Source organism: Microbacterium oleivorans (genome assembly GCF_001644225.1).
GTDB classification, from domain to species: domain Bacteria; phylum Actinomycetota; class Actinomycetes; order Actinomycetales; family Microbacteriaceae; genus Microbacterium; species Microbacterium gawkjiense.
Genome location: NZ_LSTV01000004.1, coordinates 25,524 through 41,384 on the forward strand (window position 1 = coordinate 25,524; position 15,861 = coordinate 41,384).

Genomic DNA, 15,861 nt, shown 5'->3' on the forward strand with positions numbered 1-15,861 from the left:
CGGCGCCGGAGCGCGATTCACCCCCTTGCGTCCGCGTGCGCGGCGAGGCAGGGGCGCGGGATGATCGCACCTCCCCGGCGGGTGCGCAAGCAGGCGAGGAAGGTCGGCCGCGTTCCTAGGGTTGTCCCGTGCCGAGCGCTGCGAACCCCCCTCACGAGTGCACCGTCTTCTTCCTGCCGGGATTGGGATTGGATGCCGCATCCGCCCGCGCCATCGCGGCGGCGACCGATCCGCGACTCCGCGTCGTGGGCATCGACCTGCTCGATCAAGGGCGCGCGGCATCCGTCGACGACCTGGCCGACACCGCGCTCGAACGGATCGCGGCCGAAACCGACGGCGGCCCGTTCCTCGTGTGTGGGCACAGCCTCGGAGGCAAGGTCGCCGCCCGTGTCATGGCGCGCGTGCTGGCCGGCACCGAGCAGGTCTTCGGGCTCGCGGGCGCCGTGCTGCTCGCCCCCTCTCCCTCGACGCCCGAGCCGATGCCCGACGACAAGCGCGCCGAAATGTTGGCGACCGCGCAGGGCGACCACCTGTCGCGGGAGGATGCCGCGGCCTTCGTCGCCGCGAACGTCGCCGCCCCGCTGTCCAGCGAGGTGCACGAGGCCGCCGTCGACGCGGTCGTGCGACAGCCGGCGTCCGCCTGGCGCGACTGGCTCACCGCGGGCAGCCTCGAGGACGCGACCGGGCTCGTGGGTGTGCTCGACCTGCCCGTCGTGGTGCTGGCGGGCGATGCCGACGAGTCGCTCGGCGCCGACGCGCAGCCCGATCTGATCGCCGACGTCTACCCCCGTGCCCGTGTCGAGCGGATGCCGGGTGTCGGTCATCTGCTGCCCTACGAGACCCCCGAGCGGGTCGCCGCTGTGCTCGCCGAGACGTGGGATGCGATCTGCGCCGCGGCTCCGGTGGTGCCGGCGGAATGGGGGCGCGTCATCGCGTCGACGCGGGTCGACATCGCCGTGCGGCGAACCCTCGCGCGCCGCGCGATCGCGGACGACCGCGGCCGCGCTGCCCGCTCGCTGAACCCCGCGCAGATTCAGACGCTCCGGGCGCTCGCGTCGCTGCTGGTGCCGCAGGGCGAGGGCGGGACGATCGATCTCGCCACGCGCATCGACGACATGCTCGCCGAGGGCGGCACCGACGGCTGGCGCCCGCTGGGCTCCCCGGCAGACCCGATCGCGTACGCGCGCGGCCTCGACGCGATCGCGGCGGTGTGGCCGACGGACGTCGCCGAGCAGCGCCGCCTGATCGTGACGCTGATCACCGACGGGATCGCCGCGGACGGACTCGGGGCCGACGGCATCCGCTCGTGGTTCGAGGATGCCCGCAACGATCTGCTGCGCATGTGGCTCGCCCACCCGGCATCCCTTGCGCGCATCGGGTTCGACGGCTTCGCGGTGGGCGGTACGGCGCAACAGCCGGCGGGATGGGCGACCATCGCGGCCGGAGGACGAGAGACGTGGGAGCCGAGCGAGCTCGGCCAGACAGTGGTGGAGGATGCCGCGTGACCGGCGATCATCGCCGGGTGACTGATCACCCGGGCATGCAGAGGTTCGACACCGACGAGGTCGTCGACGTGGTCGTGGTGGGCACGGGCGCCGGCGGTGCTCCTCTGCTCGCACGGCTGGCGCAGGCGGGGCTGCGGGTCGTGGCTCTCGAGGCAGGCCCGGACTTCGCGCCGAGCGAGTTCACCCCCGACGAGCTCGAGTCCACGAAGATCAACTGGATGTCGGACCGGCTGAGCGGCGGCGACGACCCGACCGCGTTCGGGCCGAACAACAGCGGCTACGGTGTCGGCGGCAGCACGCTGCACTGGGGTGCGTTCACGCCGCGGCCGGACGCGCGCGACCTGCGGCTGCGCACCGACACGGGCCAGGGTCGCGACTGGCCGATCGATCACGCCGAGTTGATCCGCTACATCGAGCGGGTGGAGTCCGACATCGGGGTGAGCGGTCCCGCGCACTACCCGTGGGATCCGTCGCGCCGGTACGCCTATCCCCCGGTGCGCCGCAACGGGTCGTCCGACGTGATGATCCGCGGCTGCGACGCGCTCGGCATCACCGCGACCGATGGACCGGCCGCGATCCTCACGCGCGACCGCGACCAGCCGCATTTCGGCGTGCGCCCGGCGACGCTCGACAACGGCGACATCCACCAGGGGGACCGGTTCGGCGCGAAGGCGACGACCGCGAACACGTACCTGCCCGCCGCGGTGGCGGCTGGTGCCGAGGTGCGCCCGGACGCATTCGTCCACGGGATCGAACGGGATGCCGCAGGCCGGGTGACCGCGGTCGTGTACCGCTCGGGCGGGGTCGAGCGGCGGCAGCGGTGCGCCGCGCTCGTGCTCGCGGCAGGCGGCGTGGAGACGCCGCGGCTGCTGCTGCACACCGGGGTCGCGAACTCGAACGGCGTCGTGGGGCGCGGGTTCATGGCGCACGGCGGCGTGCAGGTGTGGGGCCGGTTCGACGAGCCGATCCGCGCGTACCGGGGCTACCCGTCGTCGATCATCAGCGAGGACTTCGTGCGCCCCGCGGATGCCGACTTCGTGGGCGGATACCTGCTGCAGAGCCTCGGCGTCATGCCGCTCAACTTCGGCACGCAGCTCGTGCGCGGCGCGGGGCTGTGGGGCGGCGAGCTCATGGCGGCGGTCGACGAGTACCCGTACAGCGCGGGTGTCGGCATGAACGGCGAGTGCCTGCCCGACGACCGCAACGCGCTGACGCTGAGCGACGAACTCGCCGAGGACGGGATGCCGCGGGCCGAGATCACTTTCTCGCAAGGCGAGAACGAGCGCGCCATCGACCGGCACGGCGTGGCTGTCATGGAGCGAATCCTTCGGGCGGCGGGTGCGCGCAGCACGCGGGTCACGCAGCGCTCGTGCCACACGCTCGGGACCGCGCGCATGAGCGACGACCCCGAGGACGGCGTCGTCGACGCATCCGGTCGTTCCCACGAGGTCGACAACCTCTGGATCTGCGACAACTCGACGTTCCCGAGCGCGCTGACCGCGAACCCCGCGCTGACGCAGATGGCCCTGTCGCTGCGCACGGCCGACCTCATGCTCGCCGCGCGCTGAGGCCGGCCGGCCGTTGCGTTCACGGATGCAACAGATCCGCCCCGACACGCCGTCCCCTGACCAATGGATGCCGCGCGTCGCCCGGCATCCATTGCATCCGTGAACGCGGCAACGCGGCGCCACGCCGCCCCCAACCCGCAGGTTCCCGTTAACTGCGACGAAATGCATGTGTGCGAATATGACCGCTCTGGGGGAGGAACCTGATGTCAGCTCGCTCGTCGACCCGTCGCCGCCGCAAACGGTCTGCTCCGAAGCCGCCGGGCCTGCCCCGGTGGGCGTATGCCGTGCTGGTCGTGGTCGCTCTCGGCGCGCTCGCGCTGGTCGTCGCGGCGCTGCTCGAGTACTGATCCCCGAGGACTGATCCTCAGCCGACGCGCGACGCCCGCGGAGTCCACCACGGCCGCCGAACCGGCGCGGCCGCGACGGCGAGCTCAGGGCTGAGCGGCACCGGCACCTCGAGCACGACGACGTCGTCGCGCTGGTAGATGCGCGACCCGACGCCGAGCACGTCGATGCCGCGCAGCTCTGGACCCACCGGCGGCAGGCGGTCGAGCACTCCGCGCGACCACGTGCGGACGAGCAGCGCACCGTCGACGACGTCGATCGACAGCCACACCTCCTTCGCCTCGGAGTGCTTGACCGCGTTGACGAACCCCTCGTTCACGACGGTCGCGACGCGGCGTGACAGCGCCGGGTCCTGCAGCGCGTCGACCGCCTCGGGCGAGATCTCGCTCGACACCCCGAGCACCGTCCGCCAGGTCGCGACGAGTTCGAAGAGGTCCTCGTGCGCTCCTTGCAGGGTTCCCTCGAGCGCGGCCGAGTCCGTCTCGGCGATGAACGCGAGGATCGAGTCGAAGGCGGCATCCGTCTCTCGCCGGAACGTCTCGATGTCGTCGGGCGTGAGCTCCCACTCGTCGGCGGCCGCGGCGAGCAGCACGCACCGCCCCTGCACCCGCCCGTGCAGCACGTGCGCCGCGTTCCGCAGCGGGCGGCGGGCCGACGCGGTCTTCGCGGTCAGGGTGCGGGCGACGAGGCTCAGCACCGCTTCGAGGCGATGGGCGCTGTCGGCGGCGCGGGCGATCGCGTCGGTGCACGCGGCGAGCGCGAGCGCAACGAGCGGCAGCGAAATGAGGGGCACGAAGCGGGTCGGATCGGCCGGTCCGAGGATGACCCACGCGACCGCGGTCATCGCGACGCCGGCTGCGAGCCACACGCCGACGAGGATCCGTCCGCGTCGCGCGGGGGCCTTGCCGCGGGCGAGCCACCGGATGACGGCGTCGGCCGCGAGGGTCACCGGCGCTCCGGCGAGGATCGCGGCGAGCGCCGCCCACGGTCCGTTCGACTGATACGCGTACGGCACGGCGCCGACGAGGAAGACGAAACCGGTGAGCAGGTACGGCGCGGGGCGGAGCATGGTCAGCGCCGACCGGGACGGCGGCTCGATGACGTGCTCGCCGGTGCTGCCCTCCACGGCGCGCAGGTCGAGCCCGGCGCGTTCCTCGAGACGGTGGCTCGCGGTGCGCACCTCCTCAGAGTACGCGCGGACCGTGGCGAAGTCGATCGTGCCGGCGAGCGTCTCGTCGCGGCGGCGACGCAGTCGCGAGACGAGCGGAGCGAGCTCGGCACGGTTCTCGGATTCGAACCGGGCGAGACGCCGGCGGCCGGCGGTGAGCGCCGCGATCGCCTCGGTGAGTCGTCGGCGCGAACCGCGGGTGAGCTCGATCGACCGCACGGTCATCGCGATGATCGACAGGCCGGCGAGCCAGACGAACACGTTCGACCCGATGCGCGCGCCGACCCCGTCGAAGTCGGGCACCCCGTCGTACAGCCCGACGTAGATGGCTTCGTTGACGAACGGGCGGATGCCGGCGGCCACCGCGACCGCGGTGAGGACGAGGATGCCGCGGTGCGACGCGCGGCGCAGTCGTCGCTCGGCGAGCGCTACCGGGACGAGTAGCACCGCGAGCGCCGCCCACCCCAGGAATCCGACCGATACGACGTGGGCCACCCCGGCGCCCTCGTCGATGTGCTGGAACGGGGCGAGGACCGTGACCGCGATGAGGATGCTGATCCACAGCGCCGCGGGCGAGAAGAAGGCACCGCTGGTCACGGCATCCCACCACACGTGAGCGCCGAGACCGATGCGTCGCCGAACGACGGGTGCGGGATCTCCCCCGGCCATAATTCGTCTTTCCCCAGCGGGCCCGGGTCGGCCCGGGCGTCAGTCTAGCGAGGGGTCAGGCGCGGCGCGGAGAGACGCGGGGACATGCCGAACGCCCGGGTCCGTGGTGGGCCCGGGCGTTCGGTGAGGGAGGCTTACTTGAACGCGTCCTTCACGTTCTCGCCGGCCTTCTTGAGGTTGGCCTCGGTCTGGTCCTGGTGGCCTTCGGCTTCGAGGCGCTCGTTGTCGCTCGCCTTGCCGGCAGCTTCCTTACCCTTTCCGGTGAGGTCCTGTGCGGCGTTCTTGATCTTGTCGTCGAGTCCCATGATCTGGTCCTTCCGTCGATCTTTCCGGAAGCGGCGCGTTCCGGGACCACCCACGCTAGGCAGGGGCCGGATGCGAGCCAACCCCTGGCTATTCCGGGCGTGATGGGTTAGCGCGTCATGGTCGACGGGGCGCGGGTTGTCAACGCCCCCGCGGGCGGCGGGTGTCGCGACCTATCGTGGCGGGGTGGGAGAAGAAGTCGAGAAGCAGGAGATCACGGGCGCCGACCGCACCCTTCATCGCGAGAAGATCCGTCGCAACCTCGACGTGTTCGAGCGGATGCTGCGCGAGGCGCGCTTCGACACGGACGACCCGATGACGGGCCTCGAACTCGAGTTGAACCTCGTCGACGCCGTCGGTGACCCGGCGATGCGGAACGAGCAGGTGCTGCGGGCGATCGCGGACCCGGCGTTCGTGACGGAGCTCGGTCGCTTCAACGTGGAGATCAACGTCCCGCCGGCGAAGCTGCGCGAGGGCGGGCTCACGACGTTCGAGGAGGGTCTGCGCGAGCGGCTGAACGAGGCCGAGGCGCGGTCGGAGGACCTGGGTGCGCATCTGGTGATGATCGGCATCCTGCCCACGCTCGCGGAACCGCATTTGAGCCGCAGCACGTTGAGCGCGGATTCGCGGTACGACCTGTTGAACGAGCAGGTGCTCGATGCGCGCGGCGAGGATCTGGCGATCTCGATCGCGGGGCCGGAGCGGCTCGAGACGACGGCCGACTCGATCGTGCCGGAGGCGGCGTGCACGAGCACGCAGTTCCATGTGCAGACGTCGCCGGCGCAGTTCGCGGCGTACTGGAACGCGTCGCAGGCGATCGCGGGGGCGCAGCTGGCGGTCGCGGCGAACTCGCCGTATCTGCTGGGGCGGGAGCTGTGGCGGGAGTCCCGGATCCCGCTGTTCGAGCAGGCGACCGACACACGCAGCGAGGAGTTGAAGGCGCAGGGGGTGCGTCCGCGGGTGTGGTTCGGCGAGCGCTGGATCACGTCGGTGTTCGACCTGTTCGAGGAGAACGTGCGGTATTTCCCGGCGCTGCTGCCGATCGTCGACGATGAGGATCCGTTGGAGGTGCTCGAGGCGGACGGGGTGCCGTCGCTGGCGGAGCTGAAGCTGCACAACGGGACGGTGTACCGCTGGAACCGTCCGGTGTACGACGTGGCCGATGGGATGCCGCATCTTCGCGTCGAGAACCGGATCCTCGCGGCGGGGCCGACGGTGGTCGACACGGTCGCGAACGCGGCGTTCTACTTCGGCCTCGTGCGTTCGCTCGCGGAGGATGAGCGCCCGGTGTGGTCGCGTATGCCGTTCGCGACGGCGCGCGAGAGCTTCCTCTCGGCGGCGCGAGACGGCATCGACGCGCGGCTGTCGTGGCCGGGTGTGGGCCAGGTGCCGGCGACGGAGCTCATCCTCGACACTCTGCTGCCGCTCGCGGCCGAGGGGCTCGACGCCTGGGGCGTCTCCTCCGCCGAGCGCGACCGCTACCTGGGGATCATCGAGGGGCGCTGCGTCACGAAGACGAACGGCGCCGAGTGGTTCGCGAAGCGGATGCGGGCCCGCTCGGGCATGGAGCGTGCCGACGCTCTCCGCGCCACGCTGCTCGAGTACCGCGAGGCGATGCACACGAACGAGCCGGTGCACACCTGGACCTGAGCACGAGGCGCTCGACTCAGCTCAGGTAGTCGCGCAGCGAGTCGCGCCAGTCGCGCGGTGCGAACCCCGTCGCCTCGATCTTCGCCAGGTCGAGCACCGACCATCGGGGTCGGGGTGCAACGGGGCCGGATGCCGAGGCGAAGTACTCCTCGGTCGACACCCCCGTCACCTGGGTACCGTCGTGGCCGGTCTGTGCGTAGACCTCGGCGGCGATCTGCGCCCATGAGGCCGCGTCTCCCCCGCCGGTGAGGTTGTAGACCCCGGCGGGAGCCTCGACGTCGAGCAGGTGGCGGATGCCGCGGGCCAGGTCACCGGTGAAGGTGAGGCGTCCGATCTGGTCGTCGACGACCGACGGCGCGACGCCGCGCTCGGCGAGTGAGGCCATCGTGCGGACGAAGTTCTTACCCTCGCCGATCACCCACGAGGTGCGGACGATGTAGTGGCGGGGCACGGTGGCGACGATCGCGTCGGCGGCGGCTTTGGTCTGGCCGTAGACGCCGAGCGGCGCGACCGGCTCACCTTCGCCGTAGGGTGCGTCGTGGGTGCCGTCGAAGACGTAGTCGCTCGAGACGTGGACGAGCGTGATGCCGTTCTCGGTCGCGATGCGGGCGAGCTGCGCCACGGCGGTGACGTTGCCGGCCCAGGCGCCGGCACGGTCGGTCTCTGCGGCATCCACCGCCGTGTAGGCGGCGGCGTTGACGATGGTGCCGTAGTCGCGCCAGCGGCGTGCGCCGGTGAGGTCCGTGGTGAGGTCGAGGTTCTCGCGACCGGCGAACTCGACGTCGGCGGAGTCCGCGTACGCGTCGCGCAGCGCGCGGCCGAGCTGTCCGTTCGCGCCGACGACGAGCGTCTTCTTCGGCGGGATGGGCACGACATCGGCGAGGCGCGGGTGGGCGAGGTCCTTGGACGAGATCTCGACGTCGGCGAGCGGGATGGGCCACGCGATGGCGGCGGTCTCGTCCGCGAGGTTGAGGAACGAGTACGACGCGTCGGGCGACCAATGGTCGTTGACGAGGTAGGTGTAGGCGGTGTCGGGCTCGAGGGTCTGGTACGAGTTACCGACGCCGCGGGGCACGAAGATCGCCCGCGACGGGTCGAGCTCGGTGGTGAAGACGGTGCCGAAGCTGGGCCCCTCGCGCAGGTCGACCCAGGCCCCGAAGATGCGGCCGGTGGCGACGGAGACCCACTTGTCCCAGGGTTCGGCGTGGATGCCGCGGGTCGTCCCGACGGCGTCGTTGAACGAGATGTTGTTCTGCACGGGTCCGAAGTCGGCGAGCCCCGCAGCTGTCATCTTCTCGCGTTGCCAGTTCTCTTTGAACCAGCCGCGGCTGTCACCGTGGACGGGCAGATCCCAGACGACGAGTCCCGGGATGCCGGTGTCGGTGGGCGTGAGCGCCTTGCCGAACTCCGTCATGATCACTGGCCTTTGCTGGCGTAGAAGGCTTCGACGCCGTCCTTGGCTGGAGCCCACCAGCTCTCGTTCTCGCGGTACCAGTCGATGGTGGCGGCGAGTCCCGCCTCGAAGTCGCGGTAGGAGGGCGTCCAGCCGAGTTCGGTGCGGAGCTTGGTGGAGTCGATGGCGTACCGCAGGTCGTGGCCGGCGCGGTCGGTGACGTGGTCGTAGGCGTCGCGGGGTTCGCCCATGAGCTCGAGGATGAGTTCGACGACGGTCTTGTTGTCTTTCTCGCCGTCGGCGCCGATGAGGTAGGTCTCGCCCATCCGCCCCTTGTCGAGGATGGTGAGGACGGCCGAGGAGTGGTCGTCGGCGTGGATCCAGTCGCGCACGTTCTCGCCGGTGCCGTAGAGCTTGGGGCGGATGCCGCGGATCACGTTCGTGATCTGCCGGGGGATGAACTTTTCGACGTGCTGGTAGGGCCCGTAATTGTTGGAGCAGTTGCTGATCGTGGCGCGGACGCCGAACGAGCGGACCCAGGCGCGCACGAGCAGGTCGCTGCCGGCCTTGGTCGACGAGTACGGCGACGACGGGTTGTAAGGCGTGTCCTCGGTGAACCGGGCGGGATCGTCGAGCTCGAGGTCGCCGTACACCTCGTCGGTGGAGATGTGGTGCAGCCGGGTGTCGTGGCGGCGGGCGGCTTCGAGCAGCGTGTAGGTGCCGATGATGTTGGTGTCGAGGAAGGGCCGCGGGTCGTGCAGCGAGTTGTCGTTGTGCGACTCTGCCGCGTAGTGGACGACGGCATCCGCCTTCGCGAAGAGTCCGTCGACGAGTTCGGCGTCGGCGATGTCACCGACGACGAGGTCGACGCGGTTCTCGGGAAGGTCGGCGAGGGAAGCCTGGTTGCCCGCGTAGGTCATCTTGTCGAGCACGGTGACGGTGTGATCGGTGTGCGCGACGACGTGGTGGACGAAGTTCGAGCCGATGAAGCCGGCGCCGCCGGTGACGAGAAGGTGTGCCAAGGTCATTCGCCTCTGTTCAGGATGTCGAGCAGGTAGGTGCCGTAGCCGGATTTCACGAGCTTCTGCGCGCAGGTGCGCAGCTCGTCGTCGGAGAGGAAGCCCTGCCGCCATGCGACTTCTTCAGGAACGCCGATCTTGAGGCCGGTGCGGCGTTCGATGGTGCGGACGTATTCGCCGGCGTCGAGCATCTGGTCGAACGTGCCGGTGTCGAGCCATGCCGTGCCGCGCGGGAGCACCTCGACCTGCAGCTTGCCGGCGTCGAGGTAGGCACGGTTGATGTCGGTGATCTCGTACTCGCCGCGAGCCGAGGGCTCGAGGTTGCGCGCGATCTCGACGACGTCGTTGTCGTAGAAGTACAGACCGGGCACGGCGTAGTTGCTCTTCGGCTCGGCGGGCTTCTCTTCGAGCGAGACGGCGCGGCCACCCGCATCGAACTCGACGACACCGTAGGCACTCGGCTCGGCGACGTAGTAGGCGAAGACGGCGCCGCCGTCGATGTCGCTGTAGCGCTGCAGTTGCGATCCGAGGCCGGGACCGTAGAGGAGGTTGTCGCCGAGGACGAGGGCGACCTTGTCGTCGCCGATGTGCTCGGCGCCGATCGTGAACGCCTGTGCGAGTCCGTCGGGCGAGGGCTGCTGCGCGAAGGTCAGGTTGATGCCGAGGTGCGAGCCGTCGCCGAGCAGCCGCTCGAAGTGCACCGCGTCGTGCGGAGTCGTGATGATCAGGATGTCGCGGATGCCGGCGAGCATCAGCGTCGTCAGCGGGTAGTAGATCATCGGCTTGTCGTACACCGGGATCAGCTGCTTCGACGAGCCGAGCGTGATCGGGTGCAGTCGCGTACCCGAACCGCCCGCGAGGATGATGCCCTTCATGAGTCCCCCATCATGTGATTGCGTCACCCCGAAGGCAGCCCAGGGCGTTCGAAGCCTACTGGGTGGAAGCTACGGGCTCGTTACGCATCGAGGCGCCTGGTGCGGGAATGAACGAGCTCGGGAGAGGCCGTCAGCCCCTGACGACCTCCGCGAGACGCTCGGCAACCTTGTACGCCGTGTTCTCCGACGCAGCCTCGACCATGACGCGTACGAGCGGCTCAGTACCCGAGGGCCGCAGCAGCACCCGCCCCGCGTCGCCGAGCTCAGCCTCGGCGGCCGCGACAGCTTCGAGGACGTCTGGGTCGGTGGCGCGCGAACGTTCCACACCCTTCACGTTCAGGAGCACCTGCGGGAACACGGTCATGACCTTCGCGAGCTCTGACAGCGGCTTGCGCTGCCGAACGACTTCGGCGGCGAGGTGCAGGCCGGTGAGCAGGCCGTCGCCGGTGGTGGCGTATTCGCTCATGATGACGTGGCCGCTCTGCTCGCCTCCGAGCGAGAACTTGCCCTCGTTCATGCGCTCGAGCACATAGCGGTCGCCGACGGCGGTCGTTTCGAGGTGGATGCCGTGGGCTTGCATCGCGCGGTGGAGCCCGAGATTGCTCATCACGGTGGCGACCAGGGTGTCCTGGTGCAGCAGACCGCGCTCTTTCATCGAGACGGCGAGGATCGCCATGATCTGGTCGCCGTCGATGACGCGGCCGTCGGCGTCGACGGCGAGACAGCGGTCGGCGTCACCGTCGTGGGCGATGCCGAGGTCGGCGCCGGTGCGGAGCACTTCGGCGACGAGGACGTCGGTATGGGTCGACCCGACACCGTCGTTGATGTTGACGCCGTCAGGATCGGCGCCGATGACGGTGACCTTCGCTCCCGCGTCGCGGAACGTCTCGGGCGAGACGCCGGAGGCCGCACCGTGCGCGCAGTCGAGAACGACGTGCAGTCCACGGAGAGGCGTGTGCATCGACGCGAGCAGGTGAACGACGTAACGGTCTTCGGCGTCGGCGAATCGGCTGATGCGTCCGACGGCTCCCCCGGTGGGGAGCAGCTTCGGGCCGGCCATGGCCTCTTCGATGCGCTTTTCAACCTCGTCGGGAAGCTTGACGCCGCCGCGCGCGAAGATCTTGATGCCGTTGTCGGGCGCCGGGTTGTGCGAGGCCGAGATCATGACGCCGAAGTCGGCGTCGATGTCGCTCACGAGGAACGCCGCGGCCGGTGTCGGCAGCACGCCGGCATCGAGCACGTCGACGCCCGACGAGGCGAGCCCAGCGGCGACGGCGGCGCTGAGGAAGTGCCCTGATACGCGCGGATCGCGGGCGACGACGGCGGTCAGGCGCTTGCCTGTGGCCTTCCGCGCCTCGGCGATACGGCCCTGGCCCAGGACGACGGCAGTCGCCTGGGCCAGGGTCAGCGCGAGATCTGCGGTGAGCGGGCCGTTTGCGAGGCCGCGCACACCGTCTGTCCCGAACAGTGCCATCGAAGGATTAACGCTTCGAGTACTGGGGAGCCTTGCGCGCCTTCTTGAGACCAGCCTTCTTGCGCTCCTTGACGCGAGCGTCGCGCGACAGGAAGCCGGCCTTCTTGAGGGTCGGGCGGTTGTTCTCGGCGTCGATCTCGTTGAGCGCACGCGCGATGCCGAGGCGCAGGGCGCCGGCCTGGCCCGAGGGGCCACCACCCGAGATGCGGGCGATCACGTCGTAGCCACCGGCGAGGCCGAGGACCGTGAACGGGTCGTTGATGAGCTGCTGGTGCAGCTTGTTGGGGAAGTAGTCCTCGATCGTGCGGCCGTTCACCGTGATGGTGCCCGAGCCGGGAACCAGGCGCACGCGGGCGATGGCCTGCTTGCGACGGCCCACAGCGGCGCCGGGGACGGAGAGGACGGGGCGAGCCGGGGCGGCCTCAGCGGCAGCCGGCGTCTCGGTCGAGTAGTTCTCGGGAGTCTGGTCGAGGGAGTCAGCGATCTTCGCCATCAGATAATCCTTGTTCTTCTCTGCGGCGCTTACTGGGCGACCTGGTCGAAGGTGTACGTGGTGGGCTGCTGGGCCGCGTGCGGGTGCTCGGCACCGGCGTAGACCTTGAGCTTGGACAGCTGCTGGCGACCCAGGCTGTTCTTGGGGAGCATGCCGCGGACGGCCTTCTCGACGGCGCGCACCGGGTTCTTCTCGAGGAGCTCGGAGTAGGTCACCGACTTGAGGCCGCCCGGGTAGCCCGAGTGGCGGTAGGCCTTCTTCTGCTCGAGCTTCTGGCCGGTGAGGGCCACCTTGTCGGCGTTGATGATGATCACGAAGTCGCCGGTGTCGACGTGGTTCGCGAAGGTGGGCTTGTGCTTGCCGCGCAGGAGCGTGGCAGCGTGCGAGGCGAGGCGGCCGAGGACGACGTCGGATGCGTCGATGACCACCCACTCACGGGTGATCTCACCAGCCTTGGGGGTGTACGTGCGCGTCACAGTAGTGCTGCTTTCATAGATTCGAACGGAGAGGTTCGTGAATCCCACTCCGGGGTGGTTCGCTCGGGATGCCGGTCGAACACGCCAGTGGAGGGCTCACGTTCGCGGTGCGAGGCCAGCAGGGCGCAGGCACCAAGGAGAAAGCTTACACTACAGATCACCGCTGGGACGATTCGGAAACGTGGCGGACAGCCCCGGACACATTGGCGTCATCTTCAACTGCTAGGTTTCAGCAGCGCCGAACCGAAGCCGCGGGGTAACTACCTGGCACCCTGCACACTTTGCGAACTGACGGATCGAACGCATCAGATGACCCGAAGCCAGGACTTCCGTGCTTCACAGGCAGCTAGTAACCCGGGGGCTCGATGTTCACGATCATCACAGTTACATTCAACAATCGTCGTCAATTGGCGGAATTCTGGACCAAGGGCGTGCCGGCCCCTCATCGATGGATTGTTGTGGACAACGCGTCCGCCGACGATTCAGTTGAGGTGGCACGAAAATTGGGCGCCGAGGTCATCCAGCTGCCAAAGAATGTCGGCTTTGGCTCGGCCAACAATGTTGCGGCGAGGGTCGCGGCCACAGACCACCTCATCCTGGCCAACCCTGACGTTCGGATCGATTTCAGCACCCTAGAGCGACTGGAAGAAATCCTTGAGTCCCGTGATGTACTCCTAGCGCCACAACTCGTGTACCCAGATGGAAGCTTGCAGCCGAATGGCCGCGGACGGCCGTCACTCACGAATAAGGTCATGCACAGGCTTGCACCTGGGCGCGCGAGCCGATCGGGCTATCGCATCTATGCGGGGCCAGGCGAGGAACGCAACGTCGTTTGGTTGATGGGCGCGGCGATCGCGACGCGACGCGACACCTTCGCACAGTTGGGCGGATTCGATGAGAAGTTTTTCGTGTACTACGAGGACATCGACCTCTGCGTTCGCGGAGGGCACGCCGGCGTGCCAAGCATCGTGGATGGCGACTCACAATGGACGCACGGTTGGGCGCGGGAGTCCACTGGATTGAACTGGCGGGGATGGAAACTTGAGGTCGCGAGCGCGTTCCGCTTCTACCGAAAACACCCACGCTTTCTTGTCGGGAGGGCCTGAATGAACGAAGCACCCGTCAGCTTGATTATCACTGTGCTGAACGAGGAATCTTCGATCCAGGATTGGCTAGATTCTTTGCGCAGACAGACCGTGCGACCCGACGAACTCGTGGTGGTCGACGGCGGTTCCTCTGACGCCACGGTTGCACTCATCCGCGAGTCGGAGTCGAGCCTCCCGTTCGAAGTCAATCTGATCGAGGCTCACGGCGCGAACATCAGCGCAGGACGAAACCTTGCCATTCGAGCCGCGAAGCATGACTGGATCGCAGTCACCGACGCTGGGACGAACCTCCACGAGCGGTGGCTTGAACGCCTCCGCCAAGGACGAGCTGGCGGGGATATCGTGGCTGGCTTTTTCACGCCTGCGGGTCGCACCCCATTCGAGCGGATACTGTCTGCCGCAATCACTCCTTTGGCCAGCGAGATCTCGGAACGCACTTTTCTGCCATCCTCGCGGTCTGTCATGTTCAAACGAACGCTCTGGTCCGCTGCCGGCGGATACCCAGAGTGGTTGGACTACTCGGAGGACCTAGTGTTCGACCTGGCGATGCTGAACGCCGGCGGACGTCTTAATCTCATTGTCAACGCAACCGTCTCCTGGAGCGGGCGTAGTAGCATCCAGCAGTTCTTCAAACAGTATTATCGATACGCTCGGGGCGATGGAAAAGCGCAGCTATGGACCAAGCGCCACATTGCCAGGTACATAGCGTATTTGTTTGCCACGGTGGCGATCAGCATGGCAAGCCGAGGACGCGCTGTTGCGCTCCTCTTAGCACTTCCGTTAGGCGCAGCATATCTACGCCGCACCGTTTGTCGACTTCTTCGCCATGAGAATCTCAGCCCGGTCGAGCGAATTTGTGGGATCGTCATTGCACCATTGATCGTCAGCATCGGCGATATCGCCAAGATGGCGGGCTACCCGGCCGGCTTGCTATGGAGGAGTCGAGGCGCGGCGCGTGTTGATTGATACTGGCGTCGTCATCGTGCACCACAAGAACTTTCCGGCAGTACTAGACACGATCTCGGATTTTCTGACGGCAGGCGTACCCGAGCATCGCGTCATCGTGGTGGACAATTCCGAATCCGAAACCTTGAGGGCGTCTCTGGAGAGCGCACTTCCGACATCGGTCGAGCGCATCAATTGCAGGAATGCAGGCTACGGCGCCGCCGCCAACGTGGGCATTCAACAGCATCTGGAGAAGGCGGACCCGCCCGATTACATCATAGTTTCGTCACACGAGACGAGGTTTTCGCCGCAGATACTCGAACGACTGCGGCAGACGCTGCGCGAGGACAGTGGCGCGGGTGCCGTCGGGCCAGTCCTCACACTCGAAGGTCCCGGTAATCAGATTTGGTCGACGGGCGGTGTTTACTCGCGCTTCGCTCGGAGGCCCACCCATCGCCTAAACATGCCCGTCGGACTGGCCGACTGTGAGTGGTTGGACGGCGCGTTCGTTATGTATCGTGCCGAAGCGCTGCGAAATCACAGGTTCGATCCCGCGTTCTTCATGTACTACGAAGAGACCGATCTTCACGCCCGCATGCGATCTTCCGAATGGAGGATCTTGGTCGACCCCGGGTCATCCGTAACCCAGAGCACGAAGGGCGCGCCGCCCTACTTTGTGGGTCGCAGTGGGGGTCTCTTCGCGATCCGCCACACGGCGCCTCCGCGAGCCATTCTGGCGATCATTCGCGAAGGCCTGAGGTTCGCCATCAAAGCCCATGGGGACAGATCCAGAGTGCGAAATTTAGCCTCCTATCTCAAGGGAGTCCGGCATGCGATCCGGTACCGCTGACGCACGGTTGTCCCTTCGAACC

General features: G+C 68.1%; 15 protein-coding genes. 7 read left to right on the top strand and 8 right to left on the bottom strand.

The window, feature by feature from the left end:
- The first annotated feature begins 128 nt into the window (after positions 1-128).
- The 3 genes from AYL44_RS10640 (at position 129) to AYL44_RS14705 (ending at position 3,420) form a co-directional block, all read left to right on the top strand.
- Positions 129-1,505 carry an alpha/beta fold hydrolase gene (locus AYL44_RS10640; protein WP_064003282.1) on the top strand — a complete coding sequence of 459 codons (1,377 nt, stop codon included), beginning with the start codon at positions 129-131 and terminating at the stop codon, positions 1,503-1,505.
- Between the two features lie 17 nt (positions 1,506-1,522).
- Positions 1,523-3,073, top strand: coding sequence for a GMC family oxidoreductase (locus AYL44_RS10645; RefSeq protein WP_231872780.1), 1,551 nt, complete (start codon positions 1,523-1,525; stop codon positions 3,071-3,073).
- 203 nt (positions 3,074-3,276) lie between these two features.
- The gene (locus AYL44_RS14705) at positions 3,277-3,420 is read left to right on the top strand and encodes a hypothetical protein (protein WP_197471646.1); all 144 of its coding nucleotides are present in this window, start codon (positions 3,277-3,279) and stop codon (positions 3,418-3,420) included.
- Between the two features lie 17 nt (positions 3,421-3,437).
- On the opposite strand, the gene AYL44_RS10650 is transcribed toward AYL44_RS14705, so the two are convergent.
- The gene (locus AYL44_RS10650) at positions 3,438-5,255 is read right to left on the bottom strand and encodes a hypothetical protein (protein ID WP_064003283.1); all 1,818 of its coding nucleotides are present in this window, start codon (positions 5,253-5,255) and stop codon (positions 3,438-3,440) included.
- Between the two features lie 134 nt (positions 5,256-5,389).
- Positions 5,390-5,560, bottom strand: coding sequence for a CsbD family protein (locus AYL44_RS10655; protein ID WP_064003284.1), 171 nt, complete (start codon positions 5,558-5,560; stop codon positions 5,390-5,392).
- 184 nt (positions 5,561-5,744) lie between these two features.
- Between AYL44_RS10655 and AYL44_RS10660 the strand changes: the two genes are divergently transcribed.
- On the top strand, positions 5,745-7,208 hold the full coding sequence (locus AYL44_RS10660) for a hypothetical protein (protein ID WP_064003285.1): 1,464 nt from the start codon (positions 5,745-5,747) through the stop codon (positions 7,206-7,208).
- Positions 7,209-7,224: 16 nt separating this feature from the next.
- Here the strand turns inward: AYL44_RS10660 and rfbD are convergent, their stop codons facing one another.
- The 6 genes from rfbD to rplM form a co-directional block, all read right to left on the bottom strand.
- Positions 7,225-8,622, bottom strand: coding sequence for a dTDP-4-dehydrorhamnose reductase (rfbD, locus tag AYL44_RS10665; protein WP_064003458.1), 1,398 nt, complete (start codon positions 8,620-8,622; stop codon positions 7,225-7,227).
- A 2-nt stretch (positions 8,623-8,624) separates the two neighbouring features.
- Positions 8,625-9,623, bottom strand: coding sequence for a dTDP-glucose 4,6-dehydratase (rfbB, locus tag AYL44_RS10670; RefSeq protein WP_064003286.1), 999 nt, complete (start codon positions 9,621-9,623; stop codon positions 8,625-8,627).
- Positions 9,624-9,625: 2 nt separating this feature from the next.
- Positions 9,626-10,495, bottom strand: a complete 870-nt coding sequence (gene rfbA, locus AYL44_RS10675; RefSeq protein ID WP_064003287.1) for a glucose-1-phosphate thymidylyltransferase RfbA — start codon at positions 10,493-10,495, stop codon at positions 9,626-9,628.
- A gap of 130 nt (positions 10,496-10,625) precedes the next feature.
- Complete coding sequence (gene glmM, locus AYL44_RS10680; protein WP_064003288.1) at positions 10,626-11,969, bottom strand: phosphoglucosamine mutase; 1,344 nt, start codon at positions 11,967-11,969, stop codon at positions 10,626-10,628.
- A 7-nt stretch (positions 11,970-11,976) separates the two neighbouring features.
- Positions 11,977-12,462 (bottom strand): 30S ribosomal protein S9, encoded by a 486-nt coding sequence (rpsI, locus tag AYL44_RS10685; protein WP_064003289.1) that lies wholly within the window; start codon positions 12,460-12,462, stop codon positions 11,977-11,979.
- Positions 12,463-12,491: 29 nt separating this feature from the next.
- Positions 12,492-12,938, bottom strand: a complete 447-nt coding sequence (gene rplM / locus AYL44_RS10690) for a 50S ribosomal protein L13 (RefSeq protein ID WP_064003290.1) — start codon at positions 12,936-12,938, stop codon at positions 12,492-12,494.
- A 365-nt stretch (positions 12,939-13,303) separates the two neighbouring features.
- Here rplM and AYL44_RS14435 point away from each other — a divergent pair, with 365 nt between their 5' ends.
- Genes AYL44_RS14435 through AYL44_RS10700 form a run of 3 tightly spaced genes read left to right on the top strand, consistent with a single transcriptional unit; the run spans position 13,304 to position 15,839 of the window.
- Positions 13,304-14,044, top strand: coding sequence for a glycosyltransferase (locus tag AYL44_RS14435; RefSeq protein WP_082886186.1), 741 nt, complete (start codon positions 13,304-13,306; stop codon positions 14,042-14,044).
- Positions 14,045-15,010 carry a glycosyltransferase gene (locus AYL44_RS14440; protein ID WP_082886196.1) on the top strand — a complete coding sequence of 322 codons (966 nt, stop codon included), beginning with the start codon at positions 14,045-14,047 and terminating at the stop codon, positions 15,008-15,010. It abuts the gene before it with no gap.
- The gene (locus tag AYL44_RS10700; RefSeq protein ID WP_064003292.1) at positions 15,000-15,839 is read left to right on the top strand and encodes a glycosyltransferase; all 840 of its coding nucleotides are present in this window, start codon (positions 15,000-15,002) and stop codon (positions 15,837-15,839) included. The genes AYL44_RS14440 and AYL44_RS10700 overlap by 11 nt, the downstream gene beginning before the upstream one ends.
- Positions 15,840-15,861: the final 22 nt, after the last annotated feature.